Below are 25,461 nucleotides of genomic sequence, written 5' to 3'. Positions count from 1 at the left end.
TTTATCGCCCTATTACATTATAACCTTATCACTCTATCACCTTACCACCTTATCACTCTATTCCTTTATCACACTTTATTCATAAATATATAGTAAGATGACAGATACAACAAATAAACGAAAGGGTGGATGGTGGGCACTAAGCCCGCTGGCAGTATTTTTATGTTTTTACCTAGTGACGTCACTGATTGTAAATGATTTCTATAAGGTACCCATTACAGTCGCATTTCTTCTGTCATCCTGCTATGCCATTGCACTGACGCGCGGACTGAGCCTGGAAAAACGAGTGTATCAATTCTCCGTGGGAGCCAGCAACAAGAATATCATATTGATGATATGGATATTCATTCTTGCCGGAGCCTTTGCCCAAAGCGCCAAACAAATGGGAGCAATCGACGCCACAGTAAACCTCACCCTGAGTATTCTGCCGGATAACCTGCTACTGGCAGGTATTTTTATAGCCGCATGTTTCATCTCACTTTCCATAGGCACCAGTGTGGGAACAATTGTAGCCCTCACCCCTGTAGCCATCGGATTAGCGGAAAAGACCGGCATCGACCTGCCATATATGGTTGCCATTGTAGTGGGCGGTTCATTCTTCGGAGATAATCTTTCGTTTATTTCGGACACCACCATAGCTTCCACCAAGACACAGGATTGTGTGATGCGGGACAAATTTCGCGTAAATTTCATGATTGTGGTCCCGGCAGCACTGATTGTGCTCTGCATCTATATATTCCAGGGATTATCCATCACAGCTCCTGCACAAACACAAGAGATAGAATGGATAAAGGTTATCCCCTACCTCATCGTGCTGGGCACAGCAGTGGCAGGGGTGAATGTAATGTTAGTCCTGCTTTTAGGTATACTGAGTACAGGTATCATCGGTATTTTCACAAGCGAAACAGACCTGAGTACAGCTTTCTTCGATTGGTTCGGCTCCATGGGAACCGGCATCACAGGAATGGGTGAACTGATTATCATCACCCTGCTTGCCGGCGGTATGCTGGAAACGATCCGCTACAATGGCGGAATCGACTTCATTATCTCCCGCCTGACGCGCCATGTAAAAGGCAAACGAGGAGCGGAACTGAGCATCGCCGCACTTGTCAGCATCGCCAACCTCTGTACGGCAAACAACACCATCGCCATTATTACCACCGGACCGATAGCCAAAGACATTGCCCAACGTTTCCACCTGGATCGCCGGAAGACAGCCAGCATCCTGGACACATTCTCCTGCCTGGTGCAAGGCATCATTCCTTATGGTGCGCAACTACTCATTGCCGCCGGATTGGCAGGCATCTCTCCCATCAGTATCATCGGCAGCTTGTACTATCCGTTTACAATGGGAATTTGTGCATTATTGGCAATATTAGTGAGATATCCGAAACGATATTCGTAAATATTCGCCCATATTCGGCAAAAAATGAAATTATCGCAAAAAAATATGGTAAAAGATGATGCATTATTGAAATAGAATGCGTTACTTTGTGCCCGAACAATAAAGAAGTTTATTTGATTTGATTATTTCACGTATGTATTTCCTCTGTATTGAGTATTTCCATCTCTGACCTAACAACTTCCAAAAACTTTGTTTATTGAATTATTAATTTATTATTTTATTTAGATTTATGAATTTGTATGTAGGTAACCTGAATTACAGGGTTAAAGAATCAGATTTAAGAGAAGTTATGGAAGAGTACGGAACAGTAGACTCAGTAAGAATCATCACTGACCGTGAAACAAGAAGATCTAAAGGATTCGCATTCATCGAAATGCCGGATTCTTCAGAAGCATCTAACGCTATCAATGCATTGAACGGTGCAGAATACGCAGGCCGTCCGATGGTAGTTAAAGAAGCATTACCGAAGAATTAATTATTCTCACGATAATACGTTATTAAAAAAGAAGGATGGGTTTCTGATGAAATCCATCCTTTTTTTGTTAGGAACTCTTTGTCAATCAAAATAAAAACCATACCTTTGCAGCCGCTATTACGAGATAGTAGCATAATTCAAATCATTTATTTAAAACATTATTTAAAATGGCAACAAAAATCAGATTGCAAAGACATGGACGTAAGAGCTACGCTTTCTACTCTATCGTTATTGCAGATGTAAGAGCACCACGTGATGGTAAATTTATTGAGAAGATTGGTACGTACAATCCGAACACCAATCCTGCCACAGTAGATTTGAAGTTCGACCGCGCACTTGACTGGGTTATGAAAGGTGCACAACCGACTGACACTGTTCGTAACATCTTGTCACGCGAAGGCGTTTACATGAAAAAACACCTCATGGGTGGTGTTACCAAGGGTGCATTTGGTGAAGCTGAAGCAGAAGCTAAATTCGAAGCTTGGAAGAACAACAAACAAAGCGGTCTGGCTGCTTTGAAAGCTAAAGACGAAGAAGCTAAGAAAGCTGAAGCAAAAGCACGTCTGGAAGCTGAAAAGAAAGTAAACGCTGAAAAAGCAAAAGCATTGGCTGAAAAGAAAGCTGCTGAAGAAGCAGAAAAAGCTGCCGCCGAAGCTCCTGCTGAAGAAGCTCCCGCTGCTGAAGCTGCTGCTGAATAATAGTAAGCACAGTACGATTACAAAAAATGGGATTAAAACTATAAAATCCTCTCCGGTTATGCCGGAGGGGATTTTTTATTGACTATCTTTGTAGCCATATATTTTTACTTAATAATAAAAGCAATGAAAAAATTTATCTATCTGCTCGCTGTGGCTGCTATCGTTGCTGCCTGTAGCGGAAACAAAGGTTACGTGGTAACCGGAACCGTAGAGGGTGGAGCTGACGGCGACACTGTATTTTTGCAAAAAGTAGACGGAAGAAATCTTGTAAAAGTAGACTCCGCAGTAATCACCAAAGGTACATTCACCTTTAAAGGCGTACAAGATACTGCTGCAAACCGTTACGTAACCTACAGACCGGCAGGAAAAGAAGGTATCCTGATGGACTTCTTCCTTGAAAACGGTAATATCAAGATCAATTTGACCCGCGATAATGACTCTGCTACCGGTACGCCGAGCAACGATGCTTATCAGGAAATCAGAGCTCAACTGAATGATCTGAACAAGCAAATGATGACTATATATGAATCCATGTCAGATACTACACTGACTGACGAGCAGCGTGAAGCCAAAATGAAGGAAATGAACGATCTGCAAGAAAAGTCAATGGAAATCACTAAGGCAGGTATTGCTAAGAATATCACTAACCTGGTGGGCGTTCATTTGCTGAAGAATAACTACTACTACCTTGAAGTAGACGAACTGGATCCGTTGATGCCGCAAATTCCCGCTGAATTTGCTAACGATGAAGTAATCATCAAGATCAAAGGAAACGTAGAAAAGATGAAAGCTACTGCTGTAGGCCAGAAGTTCACAGATTTCGAAATGGCAACTCCTGATGGAAAACCGGTGAAACTGTCTGACTATGTAGGTAAAGGCAAAGTGGTACTCATCGACTTTTGGGCAAGCTGGTGTGGTCCTTGCCGTCGCGAAATGCCGAACCTGGTAGAAGCTTATGCTCAATACAAGAACAAAGGTTTCGAAATCGTAGGTGTATCTTTGGATCAAAGTGGCGAAGCATGGAAAGATGCTATCGAGAAGCTGAACATCACTTGGCCGCAAATGTCTGACCTGAAATACTGGAATTGCGAAGGCGCTCAGTTGTATGCAGTAAGCAGCATTCCTCACACTGTATTGATCGACGGTGAAGGAACTATCATCGCACGCGGATTGCACGGTGAAGAGTTGCAAACAAAATTGGCAGAAGTTTTGAAATAATTTTCGTACGGGAAAGAATAATCCCTATTCAAGATTATTTTTATAGTATAACCTCGCCTGTTACACGTATGTGTAGCAGGCGAGATTTTTTGTATCTACTTACTACATAGGGTTTTCCATTTCGAACAACTTTTAAAAGACCTACAAAATAAAAAGTTTCCCATTTCCCTTCCAACAACGATTGATTATCAGTCGATTAACATATTTTATAGACACAAAAGTTTTCCAAAAATAAAAACTTTCAGATAAGTTTATACCTTTGTACTCCCAATTCAAATGGATAACAAAGTAATAAAAATGAGACCATGATACAGACTGTAATCAAAAGAGACGGACGAGTAGTCGGCTTTAATGAAGAGAAAATAGTAACTGCAATCCGTAAAGCAATGTTACACACGGACAAAGGTGAAGACCTGCAATTGATACGCCAGATCACAGATCACATATCCTTTAAGGGAAGTGCACAAATGACGGTGGAAGCCATTCAGGATGCAGTAGAAATGGAGCTGATGAAAAGTAGCCGGAAAGATGTGGCACAAAAGTATATTGCTTACCGCAACCAGCGTAGCATTGCCCGCAAAGCCAAGACGCGTGATATGTTTCTGGAGATTATAGAGATCAAGTCCAACGATGTGACACGGGAAAATGCCAATATGAACGCCGATACTCCGGCGGGCATGATGATGAAGTTTGCCAGTGAAACCACCAAACCGTTTGTAGACGACTATTTGTTGAGCGACGAGGTACTGGAAGCTGTACACAACAATTATCTGCATATTCATGATAAGGACTACTACCCTACCAAAAGTCTGACATGCGTTCAACACCCGCTGGACCGCATTTTGTCCTGTGGCTTTTCTGCCGGACATGGCGAATCACGTCCTGCCAAACGCATCGAAACAGCAAGTATCCTGGGATGTATCTCACTGGAAACTGCCCAGAATGAAATGCATGGTGGCCAGGCTATTCCTGCATTCGATTTTTATCTGGCACCTTATGTACGCAACAGCTACATCGAAGAAATCAAGAATCTGGAAGAACTGAACGGAAAGGATTATTCACATCTTTATCAGAAGGAACTTACAGACTACCTGCAACAGCCGTTGGATGGCCTGTCCGACGAAAAACGCATTGTACAACATGCCATCAACAAAACTGTAGCACGTGTACACCAGTCCATGGAAGCATTCATTCATAATATGAATACCATTCACTCACGCGGCGGCAATCAAGTCGTATTCAGCTCTATCAACTACGGCACAGATACATCAGCCGAGGGACGTTGCATCATCCGCGAGTTACTGAAAAGCACCTATCAGGGCGTAGGCAATGGCGAGACTGCCATCTTCCCTATCCAGATATGGAAAAAGAAACGTGGCGTAAGTTATCTGCCGGAAGACCGCAACTATGATCTTTACCAACTTGCTTGCAAAGTAACCGCACGCCGTTTCTTCCCGAACTTCCTGAACCTGGACGCTACATTCAACCAAAGTGAAGAATGGAAAGCAAACGATCCTCAGCGTTATCAGCACGAAGTGGCAACCATGGGATGCCGCACACGTGTATTCGAAAACCGTTTCGGACCGAAAACATCCATCGGACGCGGAAATATTTCTTTCTCCACCATCAACATCGTACGCCTGGGCATCGAATGCATGAAGATAGAAGACGAAGAATTGCGTATAGCCAAATTCTTCGCCAAACTGGATGCAATGCTCGAAGTTACAGCCCGCCAACTCCACGAACGCATGGAATTCCAGAAAACAGCATTTGCCAAGCAATTTCCGCTGTTAATGTCTGCTTTATGGGTGGGTAGCGAAAAGCTGAAACCTAACGATACGATTGCTTCTGTCATCAATCAGGGAACACTGGGTATCGGTTTCATCGGTCTGGCAGAATGCCTGGTAGCCCTTACAGGAAAACATCATGGAGAATCGGAAGAATCACAAAAACTGGGAGTGAAGATAGTAACCTATATGCGCGATCGTGCCAACCAGTTCTCCGAACAGTATCACCATAACTACAGTGTGCTGGCCACGCCTGCCGAAGGCTTATCAGGTAAGTTCACAGGTGCCGACCGTAAGAAATTCGGGGTATTGCCAGGCATTACAGACCGGGATTATTATACGAACTCCAATCATGTACCCGTATATTATAAGTGCAGTGCCCGTCATAAAGCTGAAGTGGAAGCTCCGTATCACGATCTGACACGTGGCGGACACATCTTCTATGTAGAAATAGACGGTGATGCAACACATAACCCCGAAGTTATCATGCGTGTAGTGGATATGATGGATCAGTATAACATCGGATACGGTTCAGTAAACCATAACCGTAACCGTTGCCTGGAATGCGGCTACGAAAATTCAACTCCGAATCTGGAAGCTTGCCCTAAATGCGGAAGCACCCACATCGATAAATTACAGCGTATCACCGGTTATCTGGTAGGTACTACCGACCGATGGAACAACGCTAAATTGGCGGAGCTGAACGACCGTGTCATTCATAACTAAGTAATTTTTAATTGAATCATGCTTTCCATTCTTGATATTATAGAAGATACCACAGTGGATGGTCCGGGCTTCCGGACCTCCATTTATGCTGCCGGATGTCCGAACAGATGCCCGGGCTGTCACAATCCTGAATCCTGGGATATCGACCGGGGGCATTGGATGTCAACAGACGAAATATTGGAAAAAGTACTTGCCGACGACTTTGCAGATGTAACATTCAGTGGCGGAGACCCGATGTACCAGCCGGAAGGATTTGCAAAACTGGCATGCGCCATTAAGGAAAAAAGCGGTAAAAATATATGGTGTTATACCGGATATACATTTGAAACTCTGCTGCGCAATCCTCTACAGGCCAAACTATTGCAATACATCGATGTACTGGTGGATGGAAAATTCAAACAAGAACTGCGGGATGAAAGCCTGTGCTTCCGCGGAAGTAAAAACCAACGCCTGATCGACGTACAGGCTTCACTGCGGACAGAAGAGGTAGTGGCCTACAACTATAACCCTGTCCCTCGTATCGCTTAATATTCAGCAAACATAAGGAGATGCTTCTGATGCATCTCCTTCCCTGCCCACCTTCTCAAAAATTCCCGTAATTATACCTTGTATCACTTTTTTGTTTTCTCAAAAAGCCGTACCTTTGCGGCGCTTTTCAAGAATAGGTATAATAGTAGGATAACATTTTTATAATATGAATTCGCCAAACGAATTAAAAGAAATTACCCGGTTTTTACTGGAGTATGCCAATCGTCTTATGGGTTCCGGTGTACACACCTCGCGCGTGATACGAAACACTCGCCGCATCGGAAAGTCACTGGATGTAGACGTGAAAATGAGCCTTTTTCAAAAGACTATGGTAGTAAGCGTATGCGACATCGACAGCACTGAAGTTTATAATGAAGTAGCCATCATCCCCGCTTTTCCCATCAGTTTTGAGCTGAATGCCGAACTGAGTGCACTCAGCTGGGAAGCTTATGACAATCATCTGCCTCTCGACACCCTGTGGGAAAAATACGAGAAAATCATTGCACGCCCCAAAATGGACCCACTTTGCACACTGTTCCTGGTGGGATTTGCCAATGCATCATTCTGCGCCTTGTTCGGTGGCGACTGGACTGCACGTCTCATTGTATTCTCTGCCACTCTCATAGGTTTCTACGTCAAACAAATTATGCAGAAAAAGAAAATCAACCATTACCTTGTTTTCATAGTCTCTGCATTCATCGCTTCCATGGTTGCTTCTTCAGCTTTGACACTGGAAACCACCGCCGAAATTGCCATCGCTACAAGCGTTCTTTACCTGGTACCCGGAGTACCTCTGCTGAATGGTGTTATCGACATTGTAGAAGGGCACGTACTCACCGGATGCACCCGCCTTATTCAGGCTTTATTGCTGGTACTATGTATTTCTGTAGGACTTTCCTGTACTCTTATGTTAATTAGAAATAGTTTATTATGATGCTTGTTGATATACTTACAGACGGCATATTCGCCGCTGTCGCCGCTATCGGTTTCGGAGCGATTTCAGATCCTCCTTTGCGTGCTTTCCCTTCCATTGCTTTGCTTGCCGCCATCGGTCATGCCCTGCGCTTCTGCCTGATGACGTATCTGGGAGTGGATATTGCTACTGCGTCCCTATGTGCTTCTTTCAGTATCGGTATGGGAAGTTTGGTTCTGGGAAAACGCATCTATTGCCCTATGACTGTGCTATATATCCCTGCACTGTTGCCAATGATTCCGGGTATGTATGCCTACAAAATAGTATTCTCGCTCATCATGTTCATGCAGAACCTGAAAGTGCCCGAATTACAGGAAAAGTATCTGATTGACTTATTTACGAATTCAATCATTACCTGTAGTGTTATCTTCATGTTGGCAGTGGGCGCTACTATACCGTTGTTCCTGTTCATCAAACGGGCCTTCTCCATGACAAGACACGAGAAAAAATAAAAGTTGAAAATTAAAAATTAAAAGATTGCGTATGGAAGTTTTTTGGAAAACAATCGCACAATATAATGAAGGAACCTGGATAGCCCAGATCGTTATAACCGTTGTAGGCATCTTGCTGACCATACTTCTCTATCAGAAACCGACACTACTAGTCAAGCGGCTGATGAAGGGATATATGGTGTTTTTAAATAGCTGGATTTCTATCGTCTACTACATGATTTATTGTGGTGACCGGAATTACAATTATATACTTGCCATATTCTGGGGCATAATCGCACTTATCTGGCTATGGGATCTCATTACGAACTATACTCCGTTTGAGCGTTACCACAAATATGACAAGCTGACTTACATATTGTATGCCATGCCGTTCCTTTACCCTCTCCTCTCATGGGCACGGGGCATGGAATTCCCGATGATGACTACCTGTGTCATGCCCTGTTCCGTAGCCGTATTCACTATCGGATTGTTGTTGGCGTTTTCCCGTAAGGTCAATCTATTGGTGATCCTTTTCCTTTGTCACTGGGCACTCATTGCTTTCTCCAAGGTTTACGTCTACAAAATTCCGGAAGATTTATTATTGGCCAGTGCAACCGTACCTGCCATCTATCTCTTCTTCAAGAACTACTTCGACCAGAATCTGCATAAGGAAACAAAACCAAGTGCCAAATATACCAACTGGATATTAATAGCACTTTGCTTAGCAATCGGAATATTTCTGAGTATTACGATATTTCACGAGCTGGCAGGATAATAAAAAGAGGAATGATGAAGGGCGTTCATCATTCCTCTTTTTATCTTCAATCATTTCTTTCCTTGGTTCGCCACCGCTTCCATCAACTTCTTTATCTCCTCCGGATCTCCCAGAAAATAATCCTTCGTCAAATTCAGGTCGTCATCGAATTCGAATACATAAGGCACAGCAGTCGGCAGATTCAGCTTTACAATATCTTCATCGGAGATACCTTTCAGGTGTTTGATAATTCCTCGCAAACTGTTGCCGTGCGCTACTACAAGTAGTTCATCTGCAGTCTTCAGATTCGGGAAAATCACACATTTCCAATAAGGCATAATGCGTTCTATTGTATCTTTCAGCGACTCTGTACGAGGCAATTCGGCATCGGGCACTTCATTGTATCGAACCTCAAAACGTGGATTACGGGGATCATCTTCAGCCAATGCATGTGGAGCTACATCGTAGCTGCGACGCCAGACTAACACCTGTTCTTCACCATATTTTTCAGCAGTCTCCGCCTTATTCAGCCCTTGGAGCTGCCCGTAGTGCTTCTCGTTCAGACGCCAAGATTTTTCTACCGGTATCCAGTCCTGATCCATACGGTCCAGCACCACATCCAACGTCTTTACTGCACGTTTCAGGTAGGAAGTATAGGCCTTATCAAACAGGAAGTCATTATCTACCAATAACTCTCCTGCCTTCTTAGCTTCGGCAATACCTTTTTCTGTTAAATCCACATCGGTCCAACCTGTGAAACGATTCTCTTTATTCCATGCGCTCTCACCGTGGCGGAGCAATACAATTTTCTTCATACGAATTTTTATTTTATTAGTCGTATAAGTAAAACACGTATCTATCGGAACTTGTTCAACAGGAGAATTTCCCCGCTCTGTGCATATCCCTCGGAGACTACACAAAACAAAAGCTGCTTGCAAGAGGTTTGACAACCTCCCGCAAGCAGCTTCAGTATGTTGGTATATTAAACTCTTACACGAACCAGCGAACGTAACAGAAATCCTGACGGTGAGGCAGATCAGAGTTTTTCGGGAACATACGGTAGGATACCTTGAAGCTACCTGCGTTCTCTAATTTATGTTTTACCTGGAAGGTATAGAGGTTACCCTCTTTCTTCACTACGCTGAACGGCTCAACAGAGTAAACGTGTTGTTTACCGTCACCGGCAGTGTAAGTAGTTACCAGTTCCAGACCGATTGCATCGTTCAAGCCCTTCTCATCAATAACGTAAGTAATGGTATATTCCTTACCGCTTTCGATGGTAGCCTGCAGCAATTCTTCACACTTGTCATAAGATACGACCTCGATGCTGTCCCACTTAGAAACCACTTCTTCTTTCCAAGCAGCAATTTCCTTAGCTTTGGCATTGTCATTAGCAGACAGTGCGCTGAAACGTTTAGCCAACTTATTGTAGAACTTGCTATAATAGTCGTCCAACTGACGCTTCATTGTATAGTGAGGTGCAATCTGTGCAATAGAATTCTTGATAGTCTTCACCCAACCTTCAGAGTATCCTTTCTTGTTGCGTGCATAGTACAACGGCAGGATCTCAGTTTCAAGGATGCTGTAGATAGTAGCTGCATCGAGCTGATCCTGATGATCCTGGTTCTGGTAAGTACGCTTTTCTGTCAACGCCCAACCTGCACCTTCGCGGTAGCCTTCCAACCACCAACCGTCGAGTACGGAGAAATTTACAACACCGTTCATCAACGCTTTCTCACCGGAAGTACCGGATGCTTCGAGCGGACGAGTCGGAGTATTCAACCAGATATCCACACCGGATACCAGACGGCGAGCCAGCTGCATATCATAGTTTTCCAGGAAAATAATCTTACCCAGGAATTCCGGACGACGGGAGATTTCGATAATTCTCTTGATCAGACCTTGACCGGCTCCGTCATGCGGGTGAGCCTTACCGGTGAACAGGAACTGTACCGGATAGTCAGGGTTGTTCACAATCTTAGCCAGACGGTCAAGGTCAGTGAACAGCAAGTGAGCACGTTTGTAAGTAGCAAAACGGCGACCGAAACCGATCAGCAATGCATTCGGGTTGATCTTATCCATCAACGAAACGATACGTGAAGGATCACCCTGATTCTTCAACCAGGTTTCACGGTATTGCTTACGAACATAGTCGATCAACTTGTTCTTCAAAGCCATACGTGTTTCCCAGATTTTTTCATCGGGCACATTGTAGATAGCTTCCCAAATTTTCGGGTTAGACTGATCATTCAAGAAGTTCTCGTCAAAATTAGCAGCATAGAGATGCTTCCATTCAGTAGCGCTCCATGTCGGGAAGTGTACACCGTTGGTAACATACCCCACATGCATTTCTTCGGGGAAATAGCCTTTCCAGATAGAAGAGAACATCTCCTGAGAAACTTTTCCGTGCAACCAGCTTACGCCGTTCACTTCCTGTGAAGTGTTGCAAGCGAAAACTGACATACAGAAACGCTCGCCTTTATCACCCGGATTATTACGACCGAGATCCATCAGGTCATCCCAACTGATACCCATCTTGGCAGGATAACCGCCCATATATTTGCCGAAAAGACCTTCGTCAAAGTAGTCGTGACCGGCAGGAACCGGAGTATGTACAGTATACAGAGAAGATGCACGCACCAGTTCGATAGCTTGATCGTAAGACAAACCTTCGGCTACATAGTCACAGATACGCTGAACATTGATCAATGCTGCGTGTCCTTCGTTGCAATGATAAACATCTTTCTTAATACCCAGCTTCTTCAGTGTCAAGATGCCACCGATACCGAGCAGAATTTCTTGTTTCAGACGGTTTTCCCAGTCACCGCCATAAAGCTGGTGAGTGATAGGACGGTCGAATTCACTATTCATTTCATTGTCCGTATCCAGCAGATAGAGAGAGATACGTCCTACATTCACACGCCATACAAACGCATGAACGAAATAATCCAAATAAGGAACATCCACAATCACCTGATTACCATTCTCATCCATCACGCGCTCGATAGGCAACTGACCGAAGTTCTGAGCTTCGTAGTTGGCAATCTGCTGACCATCCATAGAGAGAGTCTGTGTAAAGTAACCGTAACGATACAGAAAACCGACTGCGCAAAGGTCTACATTGCTATCAGAAGCCTCTTTCAGGTAGTCGCCGGCAAGAACGCCCAAACCACCTGAATATATCTTAAGTACCTGGTTCAAACCGTACTCCATGCTGAAATAAGCAATGGAAGGACGTTTTTTATCAGATTCTACATCCATATATGCTCTAAACTTAGAATACACATCATTCATTCTTTTCAGAATAACTTTGTCGTTTGCAAGTGCTTCGAGCTTAGCATAACTCATTCTTTCTAACAAGAGTACAGGGTTATGACCAACTTCTTTCCACAGAGCGGGGTCAAGATCTCTAAACAGTTCAGTAGCTTCGTAGTTCCAAGACCACCAAATGTTGTGTGCCAGTTCAGACAATTTCTCCAACTCAGCAGGAATATGAGATCTCACATTCACATCTTTCCAGTTCGGAGTGTTTACATTACTAACTTTAATCTTCATTGTATGATAACTTGATTGATTAATATTCTATTTCTATTTAACCCAGCTGACGCTCCATCGCACGACGAAGGGCGAAATCGTAGGCCTCATAATAATATTCGATAAAATGCTTCCACAAAGCCTGCTCAGCCACTTGGGCAGCACGCTTGCGAATGTTTTTCACTTCTGCATCCGTCTTTCCTGAGAATGCGGAAATGGTGTCCTTGATGCCATCAGCCACTTCGGAATAGTTATAATCCGAACGGTGAAGTACCTCTACTCCATCATCGATGCCATGCTGATTTTTCAGGCTGTTTACCCAAAGTCCGAATCCAGCCAGATCGGTCGTGATGGTCGGAACATGGAAAGCAACACTTTCCAACGGGGTATATCCCCAAGGTTCATAATATGAAGGGTAGACACTGAGGTCTTCTCCCAGTATCAAATCATAATATTGCTTGTTTATAATGCCATCTTTTCCATCAAGATAGCAGGGAACAAAAATAATCTTCACCTTATCCTCAGGATGATTACTCATGCCCATGTACTTCAACATATCCAGCACCTGATCGTGCGTCATGTTATGCAGCCAGTGGGTAATCAAAGGTACTTCCAGCGGAGTAGTGAATTTCTCCTTGCTCTTAAGACGTTGTTGCAAGTCTTCACGGGCATCGCCTACCCAACCTGGCACGTTGATGAAAGCCAATACATTCTTCTTCAGGTTCTTATCGCGGTTCAGCCGGTTCAGCGATTCAAGGAAGACATCAATGCCCTTGTTCTTGAATTCATAACGGCCACTGGTACCGATAATCAATGTATCATCTCCCATATCCGTACCCATCAAGCAATTGGCAACGCGCAACATAGTAGATCTCGCACGTTTACGCTTTCCGGTAAATGTAGCACCCTTCGGCACAAAATCATCCTCGAAACCGTTCATAAGCACTACGTCGGCAGGCTTATCGAGCAATTCCTTACACTCATTATTCGTGATTTCGCTCACAGTCGTAAAACAGTCTACATAATGTGCAGTTTGTTTTTCAATGGAGTGTTTGGACTGCATGTTGAGCTCTCCCGCCATCTGATCGCCGTTATAGGCAAAGAGATAGTCGTACAGAGGTTTATTGTTACCCGCAATGGAACGTCCGATAGACGTGGCATGCGTGGTAAAGATCGTTGCGATTTCAGGAACGGCAATCTGCAGGTAGAGGGCCCCCATACCGGTCATCCACTCATGAGCCTGATAAACCACCTTATCCGTTTCCGTCAGGTTATAGCGATAGAAACTCTCTACCACCTTTCCGGCAGCATACGAAAACATAGATGCTTCATCATAATCACCGTATGCATGTAGCGAATCCACCTGATAGTGGTTCCACATCTCTGTATAAATTTCATTCTTCTGCGCGAAAAACGGTTGGAAATCAACCAATATAACGATCGGATTGCCCGGAATGTTCCAGCGCCCTATGCGGACGGAAAGGTTATCTTTTGTAAATGCATGCTTTTTCCATGCTGCACAAAGGTTATCGGACTCGATAAACAAAGGGTTCTCTTTCCCCTGCCAAAAATCAGGTCCTATGAAAAACAATCTATCATGAAATCTTGCCTGCAAGGTATTTGCTCGCGTGGACAAAACCGTATAGATACCTCCAACCTTGTTACATACTTCCCAGCTTGACTCGAAGATGTAGTCGGGGGTTAACAGCTCTTTAGTCATATTACTTTTAATCTCTATTACTTAATACCGGCTGCAAAATTACACATTATTCTTTGAAAAATAGCCTATTAATCGAAAAAACTAATGAAATATGCATAAACAATCGTTTGCGAAAAATAGTTAGATGGACTGACTATCGTTTCAAATGCCACACTTGAATAAGGTAAATGCCACACTTCGCGACATACAAAGTGTGGCATTTCACTTGCCGAGGTGTGACATTTACCTTATTCAAGTGTGGCATCCGGAAACAATTAACCCGGAGTTGACATCAAAAAGGCAACCCCGGGTCAGCAAATTATTCAGAAATAGATTCTTATGCAACCAATGCGCTACCGATCAAGAATGTTGCAGCCAAAGCAACAATAGCGTAAAGTTCCGGGAATACAGCGAGGATCAGCGTGTTGCTGAATACATCGTGACCTTGTCCGATAGCTGCAATACCATTCGCACAAACCTGTCCCTGGCGGATAGCTGAGAACAAAGCAACCAATCCCAATGCGATACCTGCACCGAGGATAGCGGCAGCCTGGATACCTGTCATTTCAGGAGTAAGGATACCGAAAATAGTCTGGAACATAAAGTAACCGGCAAAACCATACAAACCCTGTGTACCGGGAAGTGCGGTCAATACGAGGAAGTTACCGAATGCACCGTCGTTCTTCTTTAAAGCGCCGATAGCTGCGTTACCGGCAATCGTCACTCCATAGGCACTACCGATGCCAGACAAACCAATCATTACTGCGATGCCGATGTAGGCAATCAATAAATTCATTTCCATAATCTTACGTTTTTATTGTTTTAATTTTTAATTCTATAATTGTTATTTTTTGAATGGCTTATATTCTTTTCCGCCACCTTCGTAACCGGAATTCTTGAAAAACTCCACAAAGGTCAGACGCATAGGGTGAACCATCGCACCCAGTACATTCATAAACATATTGATCGCATGTCCGATAACGAATATCAGCACCATCACAATCGGTCCGGCAATCACATTGTCGGGGCTCATACCCACAGCCAGACTATTGAATACTCCTGCAAGGATACCTCCCGACAGACCGAGGGCAAACAAACGAACGTACGAAAGCACGTCGCCAAGTAAGCCTGTAGCCATATTGTAAGAATCCCACAATCCCAGCCCGATGTTCAGGAACACGTTCTTACCGGGACTATTGAAGAGGAATATCATGGCAGCAGCCACACCGAGGATACACAGATGTACCGTTCCGCCCAGCGGCATGATTTCGGGCAATAAGGCTCCTACTCCGCAGGATACCAGCAGTATGATCCAACCAATCGTAGCCACGGCATACTTGAAGCCAAACTGTATCGCCTGATTCACAGCTTTCAGTATCATACCGAAGAGAATCTGTATCACACCCAATATCAATGAGAGCTGGAACATGGCATTGTTGTCCATGAACAAATGCTCCTTCATATACTGTAGGAAAGGTATATTGATGTCATAGAGACTTACCCCGAAGAACGTACCTGTCAGCATTCCACAGAAGAATGTAGAGGCAGCCAATATCTGCACCAATGAAAGAATCGGCTTCATCGTAGCACTGATGTTCTTGGCAAACATACGGTACAACGTAGCAGCAAGGAACAGGAACAACCCGTAACCGGAGTCACCCAGACACAGTCCGAAGAACACCATAAAGAACGGTGCAAAAAACGGTGTCAAGTCCAACTCACTGTATTTCGGAAGCATATAGAGCCTGCATATCGGTTCAAACCATGCAAAGAAACCTTTGTTGTTCAACTGAATAGGTACATTATCTTCCGGTGTCGGATTCGTTATTTCATAATAAATATGCTGTTCATCCAGCCATGCAGCGATTTCCTTTTCTTTGGAAGCCGGTGCCCAACCTTGTAGTAACATCAATTTCTCTCCTGCCGTAGCCTCCGTATTCAGCATAACTTTGGAGAACTCTATTTCAGTGTTCACCTCTTTCAGTGCAGCCTGCAATGAAGGTTGTTCTTTTCCGGCAAGTACCGTCAACTTCTGGTCATTGTCTGCCAAAGCCTGTTCAGTCTCCTGGCAAAGTATCTGCATACGGGTCAACGAGTAAGAAGGCAACTTTATCTGTTCTGCATCCAAATCCACTTCCACTACATTTTTAGTTATAGTAATGAAATAGATACGTGAGGATACACGATTGATAATCATCGCATTATAAATCTCTTCCCAAGTCTCGTCATAGCTACCCTCCGAACAACTGTAGAAGTTCACCGTGAAACCGGCATCGTGCAGTTTACTAAGGCTTTCGGGCTCAAAATCACCCCATGGTTCCAGGGCGGCTCTCTCCTTCTGATAGTTCTGCAACTGTTGTTGCAGCTTCGCCTTTTCACTTTGCAGCACATCTACTTCGTCCAGAACTTCCAGTCCACGGGCAGCAGAAGCAGGTGTAGGTTCCTTCGCTTCGCTCAAGCCATGCAGCATTTTCAGTGTCGCTTGCAGACGTGAGGAAAGCCGGATGCTATCCTGTAATTCTGCGTTATCAGCTACGCCCTGCTGCTTTTCGGCTACGTGCACTACTCCAAGTTCGCGCACTCCGTTCAGAAATGCTTCGTACTCCTTATGATATACAAGGAACGTGAGCTTCTTCATTTTTGTAATCATGCTTCTGCCTCCTTCCTACTCTCTTGATGGGATTTCATGATTTTCTGCGATGACTTAGAGAGGTTCTCCTCGTCTTCCATGAAGCGCTTGATCTTTCGCAGAGCATCCTGATAGCCTGGAATCTGCACTTTCTCAAAGAGGTTTACCTTTTGGGTAGTCTTCTTACGCGCATGTTCCAGCAAGCCCAGTTTGGCGACGATAAACTCCCGCTCGATAGCCGTCTGTGCCAACACCTTGAGCAAATGTATGCCGTCGGCATACCATTTGGGAGCATTGAACAGGCTGTAGGGGCGTATTTCGAAATCAACGTTTTCGAGCAGCGGCACCCGTACACCAGCAATCTTTTTCACGCCGAGATGTACATCGCTCACCTTTATCAATGAGGAATCAAACTCATTCCAAAGGGCGAACATCGCTTCATAGGCCTGGATTTCCCGTTCCAACTTCTCATCCAGCGCGGCAGCTTCTGATTTGCAGCGCTTCACTTCCATGCGTAGTGCGCTCTCCTTATTCTTAATAATAGGGAGTGTACGTACCCGCACTTTCAGTTGCTTTTCCAACTGCTGGAGGGAAGTTTTATTATATTGAAACTTTATAGCCACTTTATTAGTGATTAGTTGTTAGTGATTAGTTATTTGCTTTTGGCCAGAACTCGTCAACCAATTCTTTCTTGATATTCACTTCTTCCGGACGGAAATACTTGCCGAACAGGCTCCAGGCCACATCGAGCATTTCTGTCGTATCGAGGTTCACATCAATAGCCAGCAGTTGGTTGGAGTAATCCTTGGCAAATGCAAGGGTACGTTCGTCATAGTTCGTCAGGTCGAAACCGTTCTCCAACTTCGTCTTGGCATTGGCAGCATCGGCGTACAGACGTACAGCAGCATTCATCACCTGCGGATGATCCTTACGGGTCTTCTTACCTGTAACGAGCTGTTTCAGACGGGACAGTGAACGGAATGGGTCAACGATAACCTTACCGATATCCGTATCACGACGCAGGAATAACTGACCTTCCGTAATGTAACCCGTATTATCAGGCACAGCATGCGTAATGTCGCCACCGGACAATGTAGTTACCGCGATAATGGTAATGGAACCGCCACTCGGGAACTGCACAGCCTTCTCATAGATCTTAGCCAAATCCGAATAAAGAGAACCCGGCATAGAGTCCTTAGAAGGAATCTGGTCCATACGGTTGGATACGATAGCCAAGGCATCGGCATAAGAAGTCATATCGGTCAACAGCACCAGTACCTTTTCATCATTGTTCACAGCGAAATATTCTGCCGCCGTCAATGCCATGTCCGGAATCAGCAAACGTTCTACCGGAGGATTCTCCGTTGTATTCATGAAGCTGACGATACGGTCGAGCGCACCGGCATTGGAGAACACATTCTTAAAGTACAGGTAGTCATCATTCGTCATACCCATACCACCCAGAATAATCTTATCTGTCTCGGCACGAAGTGCTACATTCGCCATTACCTGGTTAAACGGCTGGTCGGGGTCCGCAAAGAATGGAATTTTCTGTCCGGATACCAGCGTATTGTTCAAGTCGATACCTGCAATACCTGTTGCAATCAGTTCCGACGGTTGTTTACGACGTACCGGGTTCACAGACGGGCCACCGATCTCCACTTCCTGGCCTTCGATGGACGGACCTCCGTCAATCGGATCACCGAAAGCGTTGAAGAAACGCCCTGCAAGCTGTTCGCTCACTTTCAGCGTAGGCGACTTGCCCAGGAATACTATCTCCGCATTGGTGGGGATACCTTCCGTACCCTCGAATACCTGCAGAGTCACATCGTCACCGGCAATCTTCACCACCTGGGCGAGCTTGCCGTTTACGGTAGCCAACTCGTCATACCCTACCCCTGTTGCTTTCAGCGAGCAGGTAGCTTTCGTAATCTGAGTGACCTTGGTATATATTTTTTGAAATGCTTTTGTTGCCATCTTATTCTTTTTTATGCTTTACGTTCTTCAATCAGTTCCTGCAACTGTTTACGGAATCCTTCATATTCTTCAGACTTGAACTTCGAATAGTTCATCTGCTTACAAACATTAATCATCTTCTTGAAGTAATCCATTACCTCATTAAAGTTATCGAATTCAAATTCCGTATGACAGATGTCAATGATCATATTCAGGATATCCTCCTGACGTTCCATCGGTGTTACAGCATCAATTTCGTCGAAAGCATCCTGTTGCAGGATTACGAAGTCAATCAACTCTGACTTCCAGAATGTTACATGATATTCTACAGGAACACCGTCATCACCCAGGATGTTGATCTGTTCGGCAATCTCTTTACCACGTTGCAGGCGGTTTTTGATTTCGTTCACCTTACCAATCCATTCACCATTGATATGAGTTTTGATATATTCCTCAAATTCAGGATATTCGATGTATTTAGAATAAGAATCAATCGGATTCACGGCAGGATAACGTTTCTTGTCGGCGCGGTCCTGTTCAAGAGCATAGAAACAACGGGCTACTTTCTTCGTATTTTCCGTTACAGGCTCTTTCAGGTTACCACCGGCAGGAGATACTGTACCGATAAAGGTAATAGATCCCGTTTCACCGTTACCCAGCACCACATATCCGGCACGTCCGTAGAAGTTGGAGATGATAGAAGACAAGTCCATCGGGAATGCATCAGGTCCAGGCAACTCTTCCATACGGTTGGACATTTCGCGCAATGCCTGTGCCCAGCGGGAAGTGGAGTCAGCCATCAGCAATACCTTCAGGCCCATGCTTCGGTAATATTCCGCAATCGTCATAGCCGTATACACAGATGCTTCACGAGCAGCTACGGGCATGTTCGAAGTATTGGCGATAATGATTGTACGCTCCATCAACTTACGTCCGGTATGCGGGTCAACCAGTTCCGGAAACTCCGTAAAGATTTCCACAACCTCATTGGCACGCTCACCACAGGCAGCGATGATTACAATATCCGCTTCCGCCTGTTTGGAGATGGCATGCTGAAGTACCGTCTTTCCAGTACCGAAAGGACCGGGGATAAATCCCGTACCACCTTCTACAATAGGATTCACAGTATCGATTACACGTACACCCGTTTCCAGCAGTTTAAAGGGACGCGGTTTTTCTTTATAATTTGTCATGGCGCGTTTCACCGGCCATTTCTGTATCATGTTCACATGAATGTCATTTCCTTCTTCGTCAGTTAGTACAGCTACAATATCTTCGATGCTGTATTCACCTTCGTCTACGATGGACTTCACGGTACATACGCCTTTCTGGGTGAAAGGTACCATGATTTTCAGCGGTTGGAAGTTTTCGTCCACTTGTCCCAGCCAGGCAGCCGCTTCCACTTTATCCCCTACTTTCACCAGAGGCACAAAATGCCATCTGCTTCCTTTATCCAGCGGATACGTATATTGTCCACGTTTCAGGAAGACTCCATCCATCTTATCAAGGTCATTTTGCAGACCGTCATAGTTTTTCGAAAGCATACCCGGGCCTAATGTCACCTCAAGCATGTGTCCGGTAAATTCGGCTTCAGCCCCTACTTTCAGTCCGCGGGTGCTTTCAAACACCTGCACGTACACATGGGTACCTACCACCTTAATCACCTCCGCCATCAGCCGGTCGCCTCCGGTCGAGATGTAGCAAATCTCGTTCTGTGCCACCGGGCCGTCAACGACGAGGGTTACCATGTTGGCGATAACGCCACTAACAGTTCCTTTTGTTGCCATATAATTATGTTATTTATTTTATCTGAATTCTGCAGGTATCTGCACCTCGTCCTTCAACGTTGCTATGATGCTGCGGAACAATTGGTTGCCTTTTTCTTTATCCAAAGAAATCCACCGTTCTATCATTTCCAGTTGCAACAGAAAAACGAACAAACGTTCCACAGTGAAATAATTGAAAAAAGTAGCTTCTTCCATCCAATTCCAACGCAACTGGTCTATTTTCTTCTCTCGTTCCACCAGCTCTTCGGTTTCGCTGATCTTAACTAACTGATCCAGGAAATCCACTTCCCCCGTCAGTCCGAAATCACGAGCACCGGATGTACGCAAAGCCTCGCACACTTCCGTATCACCTACTATCAGCGGAGCGATATCCATCTTGAATTTCCGGGCAGTCAGTGCCACCAGTATATTGTTCATCGTCAGATTAAACGCAAACCATGAAGACACGAACTTATTTTTGCACTTCATTGCATATTCATAATAAAGCGCAGCCAGACGGTCTTCATACAGAAAATCGTCCTCAGCAGTAGCATTGAAATATTCGAAAATAAAAGTGGAGAGATAGGAAGGGAACACGGCATCAGCTATCTCATCACCCTCTTTCAGAGACGAGATAAACTCTACCAATTCTTCTGCAGAATAATTTCCGCGCAGATCAATGGCAGCGTCCTTGTCCTTTAGTAATTTCAGAACGTTCGCATTGTCAAACTTCAGATAGAACAAATCAATCAGTTTCTTATCTTCGTCAGACAAATCCGGATACAGTTCCGCTTTGAAATCAGCTACCGTATAACTCAGCTTACTGTCCTCCAATGTGAGTTCGGGCAAACCAGCTACCAAGTAGTAATAGTATTTACTCATATCCTGTGGTTTTAGAACAGCATTTCCACTAACTGCGGACGCAGGAATTCTTTGAAGTAATTCATAAATTCTTCTTCACCGAAGTTTACCTTATACGAACCATCGGCAGGCGAGACTGTAAACAACGTCTTGTTACCGTTCACTTGCTCTATCTTCACTCCCTTATCCAGCAACGCTTTTGCTTGTGAAGCAAAGTATTTTTTCAGGCCATCTGCATCAGCAGTCGAAATCACGATAGGCTCGTTCACACTCCACTTGGAAGCCAATGCAACTATAAATGCATTCAGATAATCTTTATCGGCAGCAAATGCTTTCACATCTACATTGACAATTTTATCCGTCACAAGTGTGGCAATTTCAGACTTCAAGGCATTCACTGCCTGACCGGCGAACAATTTTAATTCCGACTTGGTATTTTCTGCCAGTTCATCGGCAGACTTACGAGAAGCAGCCACAATTGCTTCAGCTTCTTTACGAGCATCTTCTACAATTTTCTTGGCTTCATCTTGAGCGTTAGCGATAAGTTTCTGGGCCTCGGTGTTACCTTTTTCAACCCCCTCGCGGTAAATCTTATCAGTCAACTCTTGAATTTTGTTTTCCATATAACAGGAGTAATTTTAATAATTATATAATTGCGATTTTTTCCCTTTTTATTAGATTTGAGCCCAAAAGTACTAAAATCCCTCAGATAAAAAAGAGAAAGAACGGAATAAAAACACCCTATTTTTCAAAAAAAGTCCTTTTATACCATTTTTATTCCGTAAAGATAAGAATGAAGTTGCAAACTAAAAAGAAATTGCTTGCTGAAAAAGGGAAATAGAGGGTTCAAAGAGGAAAAAAAACTACTGAAAGCAACCATTACAAATACAAAAAGCCCCCATATCTTTCGATATGGAGGCTTTCCTGAAAAACGGCAACTACCTACTCTCCCACTTGACGCAGTACCATCGGCGTGATCAGGCTTAACTTCTCTGTTCGGAATGGGAAGAGGTGGAACCCTGATGCTATAGTCACCTGAATAAGTCAGACACGATGTAAAAAGTAAAGTCAGAAAACTGAACGTATATATCCGCCATACAAGGCAAGGACCAAAAGTGAACGGGCAATTAGTAATGCTCGGCTATGATGTTACCACCTGTACACCTGCATCCTATCAACGTCATCGTCTTTGACGACCCTAAGAAATCTAATCTTGTGGCTGGCTTCGTACTTAGATGCTTTCAGCACTTATCCAATCCCGACTTAGATACCCAGCAATGCACCTGGCGGCACAACTGGTAAACCAGAGGTCAGTCCAACACGGTCCTCTCGTACTAGTGTCAGAGCCACGCAAATTTCATACGCCCACGATAGATAGAGACCGAACTGTCTCACGACGTTCTGAACCCAGCTCGCGTGCCACTTTAATGGGCGAACAGCCCAACCCTTGGGACCTTCTCCAGCCCCAGGATGTGACGAGCCGACATCGAGGTGCCAAACCCCTCCGTCGATATGAGCTCTTGGGAGGGATCAGCCTGTTATCCCCGGAGTACCTTTTATCCTTTGAGCGATGTCCTTTCCATACAGAAACACCGGATCACTATGCTCTAGTTTCCTACCTGATCGACTTGTAAGTCTCCCAGTCAAGCGCCCTTATGCCATTACACTCTGCCGACGGTTACCAATCGTCGTGAGGGCACCTTTAGAAGCCTCCGTTACGTTTTTGGAGGCGACCACCCCAGTCAAACTACCCACCAAACAGTGTCCTCGTATCACGAGTTAGAACTCAAATAACCAAAGGGCCGTATTTCAACAGCGGCTCCACAAATACTGGCGTACCTGCTTCAAAGCCTCCGGCCTATCCTACACATCAATTACCCAAATTCAATGTTAAGCTATAGTAAAGGTTCACGGGGTCTTTTCGTCCCATCGCGGGTAATCGGCATCTTCACCGATACTACAATTTCACTGAGCTCACGGTTGAGACAGTGTCCAGATCATTACACCATTCGTGCAGGTCGGAACTTACCCGACAAGGAATTTCGCTACCTTAGGACCGTTATAGTTACGGCCGCCGTTTACTGGGGCTTCAATTCAATGCTTCTCTTGCGATGACATCTCCTCTTAACCTTCCAGCACCGGGCAGGTGTCAGGCTGTATACTTCATCTTTCAATTTTGCACAGCCCTGTGTTTTTGTTAAACAGTTGCCTGGACCGATTCTCTGCGCCCCACCTTACAGTGGGGACCCTTTATCCCGAAGTTACAGGGTCAATTTGCCTAGTTCCTTAACCGTGAATCACTCAAGCGCCTTAGTATATTCAACCCGACTACGTGTGTCCGTTTACGGTACGGGTACCTTAAAGATTAAGTTTAGCGGATTTTCTTGGGAGTATGATTACATGCGCTATTGGATTGTTCCGAAGAACGCTCCATACTATCAGGTTCGACTCTCGGAGCGGATTTGCCTACCCCGATCAACATCTACACCCTTCAACGGACTATTCCGTCAGTCCGCGGCACTGTCACGCCTCCGTCTCCACGTCACTCTTTAAGGTAGTACAGGAATATTAACCTGTTCTGCCATCGGCCTCACCGTTCGGCTGAGCCTTAGGACCCGACTAACCCTGATCCGATTAGCGTTGATCAGGAAACCTTAGTCTTTCGGCGAGGGGGTTTCTCACCCCCTTTATCGTTACTTATACCTACATTTGCTTTTCCACACGCTCCAGCAAAGCTCACGCTTCACCTTCGACGCGGAGTGGAATGCTCCCCTACCGATGTATTAAACATCCCATAGCTTCGGTAAACCACTTATGCCCGATTATTATCCACGCCAAACTCCTCGACTAGTGAGCTGTTACGCACTCTTTAAATGAATGGCTGCTTCCAAGCCAACATCCTAGCTGTCTTAGCAATCTGACTTCGTTAGATCAACTTAGTGGTTATTTCGGGACCTTAGCTGATGGTCCGGATTGTTCTCCTTTAGGACATGGACCTTAGCACCCATGCCCTCACTCCTGATATAGAACTAATACGCATTCGGAGTTTGTCAAGACTTGATAGGCGGCGAAGCCCTCGCATCTTATCAGTCGCTCTACCTCATATTAGTATAAATCAAGGCTGCACCTAAATGCATTTCGGGGAGTACGAGCTATCTCCAAGTTTGATTAGCCTTTCACCCCCACCCTCAGCTCATCCGGAAGCTTTTCAACGCTTATCGGTTCGGTCCTCCAGACAGTGTTACCTGTCCTTCAACCTGGCCAAGGGTAGATCACTTGGTTTCGCGTCTACTCCTTCCGACTATCCGCCCTGTTCAGACTCGCTTTCGCTTCGGCTGCGGATCTCAAGATCCTTAACCTTGCCGGAAAAAGTAACTCGTAGGTTCATTATGCAAAAGGCACGCCGTCACAGCATAAAGCTGCTCCGACCGCTTGTAGGCGCATGGTTTCAGGGACTATTTCACTCTTCTGTTCGAAGTGCTTTTCACCTTTCCTTCACAGTACTGGTTCGCTATCGGTCTCTCGGGAGTATTTAGCCTTACCGGATGGTCCCGGCAGATTCACGCAAGATTTCTCGTGTCCCGCGCTACTCAGGATACCACTAGGGTTAAGTTAGCTTCGTATACCGGGTTATCACCGTCTATGACTGAACTTTCCAGATCATTCTACTCACTAACTGTCGTCCCACGACGTGGTCCTACAACCCCATACATGCCGTAACACATATGGTTTGGGCTGTTCCCCGTTCGCTCGCCACTACTAGGGGAATCATTATTTATTTTCTCTTCCTACAGGTACTAAGATGTTTCAGTTCCCTGCGTTTGCCTCCTACTTAGTAGGATAATACCTCTTCAAGATATTGGGTTGTCCCATTCGGAAATCCGCGGATCAAAGGTCATTTGCACCTACCCGCGGCTTATCGCAGCTTATCACGTCCTTCATCGCCTCCGAGAGCCAAGGCATCCGCCATGCGCCCTTGCTTACTTTTAGTCTTACCTAGCCGTATGGCTCGATATATACT

Annotated in this window: 19 protein-coding genes and 2 rRNA genes; 9 read left to right on the top strand and 12 right to left on the bottom strand. The window is 44.9% G+C overall.

All coding sequences use genetic code 11. The features are described 5' to 3' along the window. The first annotated feature begins 97 nt into the window (after positions 1-97). The 9 genes from BACINT_RS08620 to BACINT_RS08580 all read left to right on the top strand — a co-directional run bounded on the left by BACINT_RS08620 (position 98) and on the right by BACINT_RS08580 (position 9,016). Positions 98-1,405, top strand: a complete 1,308-nt coding sequence (locus BACINT_RS08620) for a Na+/H+ antiporter NhaC family protein (RefSeq protein ID WP_007662269.1) — start codon at positions 98-100, stop codon at positions 1,403-1,405. 229 nt (positions 1,406-1,634) lie between these two features. Beyond that, positions 1,635-1,880, top strand: a complete 246-nt coding sequence (locus BACINT_RS08615) for an RNA recognition motif domain-containing protein (RefSeq protein ID WP_007662267.1) — start codon at positions 1,635-1,637, stop codon at positions 1,878-1,880. 167 nt (positions 1,881-2,047) lie between these two features. Further along, positions 2,048-2,578 (top strand): 30S ribosomal protein S16, encoded by a 531-nt coding sequence (locus BACINT_RS08610; protein WP_007662265.1) that lies wholly within the window; start codon positions 2,048-2,050, stop codon positions 2,576-2,578. Between the two features lie 123 nt (positions 2,579-2,701). Next, positions 2,702-3,796, top strand: a complete 1,095-nt coding sequence (locus tag BACINT_RS08605; RefSeq protein WP_007662263.1) for a TlpA disulfide reductase family protein — start codon at positions 2,702-2,704, stop codon at positions 3,794-3,796. Between the two features lie 305 nt (positions 3,797-4,101). After that, on the top strand, positions 4,102-6,309 hold the full coding sequence (locus BACINT_RS08600; protein WP_007662261.1) for an anaerobic ribonucleoside triphosphate reductase: 2,208 nt from the start codon (positions 4,102-4,104) through the stop codon (positions 6,307-6,309). Between the two features lie 18 nt (positions 6,310-6,327). Further along, on the top strand, positions 6,328-6,837 hold the full coding sequence (gene nrdG, locus BACINT_RS08595) for an anaerobic ribonucleoside-triphosphate reductase activating protein (protein WP_007662254.1): 510 nt from the start codon (positions 6,328-6,330) through the stop codon (positions 6,835-6,837). A 166-nt stretch (positions 6,838-7,003) separates the two neighbouring features. Then, positions 7,004-7,771, top strand: coding sequence for a threonine/serine exporter family protein (locus tag BACINT_RS08590; RefSeq protein ID WP_007662252.1), 768 nt, complete (start codon positions 7,004-7,006; stop codon positions 7,769-7,771). After that, positions 7,768-8,262 carry a threonine/serine exporter family protein gene (locus tag BACINT_RS08585; protein ID WP_007662250.1) on the top strand — a complete coding sequence of 165 codons (495 nt, stop codon included), beginning with the start codon at positions 7,768-7,770 and terminating at the stop codon, positions 8,260-8,262. Before BACINT_RS08590 ends, BACINT_RS08585 begins: the two co-directional genes overlap by 4 nt. 31 nt (positions 8,263-8,293) lie before the next feature. Continuing rightward, positions 8,294-9,016 (top strand): DUF6064 family protein, encoded by a 723-nt coding sequence (locus BACINT_RS08580; RefSeq protein ID WP_007662247.1) that lies wholly within the window; start codon positions 8,294-8,296, stop codon positions 9,014-9,016. 50 nt (positions 9,017-9,066) lie between these two features. Here BACINT_RS08580 and gpmA read toward each other — a convergent pair whose 3' ends face one another. From gpmA to BACINT_RS08520, 12 genes are all read right to left on the bottom strand, one after another. Beyond that, on the bottom strand, positions 9,067-9,810 hold the full coding sequence (gene gpmA / locus BACINT_RS08575) for a 2,3-diphosphoglycerate-dependent phosphoglycerate mutase (RefSeq protein ID WP_007662246.1): 744 nt from the start codon (positions 9,808-9,810) through the stop codon (positions 9,067-9,069). 175 nt (positions 9,811-9,985) lie between these two features. Next, positions 9,986-12,550 carry a glycosyltransferase family 1 protein gene (locus BACINT_RS08570; protein ID WP_007662243.1) on the bottom strand — a complete coding sequence of 855 codons (2,565 nt, stop codon included), beginning with the start codon at positions 12,548-12,550 and terminating at the stop codon, positions 9,986-9,988. 37 nt (positions 12,551-12,587) lie between these two features. After that, positions 12,588-14,249, bottom strand: a complete 1,662-nt coding sequence (locus BACINT_RS08565) for a glycogen/starch synthase (RefSeq protein ID WP_007662241.1) — start codon at positions 14,247-14,249, stop codon at positions 12,588-12,590. 316 nt (positions 14,250-14,565) lie between these two features. Continuing rightward, positions 14,566-15,030, bottom strand: coding sequence for a V-type ATP synthase subunit K (locus tag BACINT_RS08560; protein ID WP_007662239.1), 465 nt, complete (start codon positions 15,028-15,030; stop codon positions 14,566-14,568). A gap of 42 nt (positions 15,031-15,072) precedes the next feature. Beyond that, entirely contained in the window at positions 15,073-16,878 is a 1,806-nt protein-coding gene (locus BACINT_RS08555; RefSeq protein ID WP_007662237.1) for a V-type ATP synthase subunit I, read from the bottom strand. Next, positions 16,875-17,480, bottom strand: coding sequence for a V-type ATP synthase subunit D (locus tag BACINT_RS08550; RefSeq protein WP_007213463.1), 606 nt, complete (start codon positions 17,478-17,480; stop codon positions 16,875-16,877). The genes BACINT_RS08555 and BACINT_RS08550 overlap by 4 nt, the downstream gene beginning before the upstream one ends. 25 nt (positions 17,481-17,505) lie before the next feature. Then, positions 17,506-18,834: a V-type ATP synthase subunit B gene (locus tag BACINT_RS08545; protein WP_007662235.1), complete on the bottom strand. Its 1,329-nt coding sequence runs from the start codon at positions 18,832-18,834 to the stop codon at positions 17,506-17,508. 11 nt (positions 18,835-18,845) lie between these two features. Continuing rightward, positions 18,846-20,600, bottom strand: coding sequence for a V-type ATP synthase subunit A (locus BACINT_RS08540; protein WP_007662234.1), 1,755 nt, complete (start codon positions 20,598-20,600; stop codon positions 18,846-18,848). Between the two features lie 18 nt (positions 20,601-20,618). After that, complete coding sequence (locus BACINT_RS08535; protein WP_007662233.1) at positions 20,619-21,461, bottom strand: DUF2764 family protein; 843 nt, start codon at positions 21,459-21,461, stop codon at positions 20,619-20,621. Between the two features lie 11 nt (positions 21,462-21,472). Further along, positions 21,473-22,063 carry a hypothetical protein gene (locus tag BACINT_RS08530; protein ID WP_007662232.1) on the bottom strand — a complete coding sequence of 197 codons (591 nt, stop codon included), beginning with the start codon at positions 22,061-22,063 and terminating at the stop codon, positions 21,473-21,475. A gap of 306 nt (positions 22,064-22,369) precedes the next feature. Next, a 5S ribosomal RNA gene (gene rrf, locus BACINT_RS08525) occupies positions 22,370-22,479 on the bottom strand. 68 nt (positions 22,480-22,547) lie between these two features. Beyond that, positions 22,548-25,430 (bottom strand): 23S ribosomal RNA (locus tag BACINT_RS08520). Between the last annotated feature and the right edge of the window lie 31 nt (positions 25,431-25,461).

The sequence above is a fragment of the Bacteroides intestinalis DSM 17393 genome (assembly GCF_000172175.1).
Classification (GTDB): Bacteria; Bacteroidota; Bacteroidia; order Bacteroidales; family Bacteroidaceae; genus Bacteroides; species Bacteroides intestinalis.
The sequence above is the reverse complement of the archived record's forward strand: the minus strand, read 5'-3'. Positions and strand labels throughout refer to the sequence as shown.

Coding starts and splice junctions, on each gene's coding strand:
- BACINT_RS08620 (WP_007662269.1), top strand. CDS start 98: ATGACAGATACAACAAATAAACGAAAGGGTGGATGGTGGGCACTAAGC.
- BACINT_RS08615 (WP_007662267.1), top strand. CDS start 1,635: ATGAATTTGTATGTAGGTAACCTGAATTACAGGGTTAAAGAATCAGAT.
- BACINT_RS08610 (WP_007662265.1), top strand. CDS start 2,048: ATGGCAACAAAAATCAGATTGCAAAGACATGGACGTAAGAGCTACGCT.
- BACINT_RS08605 (WP_007662263.1), top strand. CDS start 2,702: ATGAAAAAATTTATCTATCTGCTCGCTGTGGCTGCTATCGTTGCTGCC.
- BACINT_RS08600 (WP_007662261.1), top strand. CDS start 4,102: ATGATACAGACTGTAATCAAAAGAGACGGACGAGTAGTCGGCTTTAAT.
- nrdG (WP_007662254.1), top strand. CDS start 6,328: ATGCTTTCCATTCTTGATATTATAGAAGATACCACAGTGGATGGTCCG.
- BACINT_RS08590 (WP_007662252.1), top strand. CDS start 7,004: ATGAATTCGCCAAACGAATTAAAAGAAATTACCCGGTTTTTACTGGAG.
- BACINT_RS08585 (WP_007662250.1), top strand. CDS start 7,768: ATGATGCTTGTTGATATACTTACAGACGGCATATTCGCCGCTGTCGCC.
- BACINT_RS08580 (WP_007662247.1), top strand. CDS start 8,294: ATGGAAGTTTTTTGGAAAACAATCGCACAATATAATGAAGGAACCTGG.
- gpmA (WP_007662246.1), bottom strand. CDS start 9,810: ATGAAGAAAATTGTATTGCTCCGCCACGGTGAGAGCGCATGGAATAAA.
- BACINT_RS08570 (WP_007662243.1), bottom strand. CDS start 12,550: ATGAAGATTAAAGTTAGTAATGTAAACACTCCGAACTGGAAAGATGTG.
- BACINT_RS08565 (WP_007662241.1), bottom strand. CDS start 14,249: ATGACTAAAGAGCTGTTAACCCCCGACTACATCTTCGAGTCAAGCTGG.
- BACINT_RS08560 (WP_007662239.1), bottom strand. CDS start 15,030: ATGGAAATGAATTTATTGATTGCCTACATCGGCATCGCAGTAATGATT.
- BACINT_RS08555 (WP_007662237.1), bottom strand. CDS start 16,878: ATGATTACAAAAATGAAGAAGCTCACGTTCCTTGTATATCATAAGGAG.
- BACINT_RS08545 (WP_007662235.1), bottom strand. CDS start 18,834: ATGGCAACAAAAGCATTTCAAAAAATATATACCAAGGTCACTCAGATT.
- BACINT_RS08540 (WP_007662234.1), bottom strand. CDS start 20,600: ATGGCAACAAAAGGAACTGTTAGTGGCGTTATCGCCAACATGGTAACC.
- BACINT_RS08535 (WP_007662233.1), bottom strand. CDS start 21,461: ATGAGTAAATACTATTACTACTTGGTAGCTGGTTTGCCCGAACTCACA.
- BACINT_RS08530 (WP_007662232.1), bottom strand. CDS start 22,063: ATGGAAAACAAAATTCAAGAGTTGACTGATAAGATTTACCGCGAGGGG.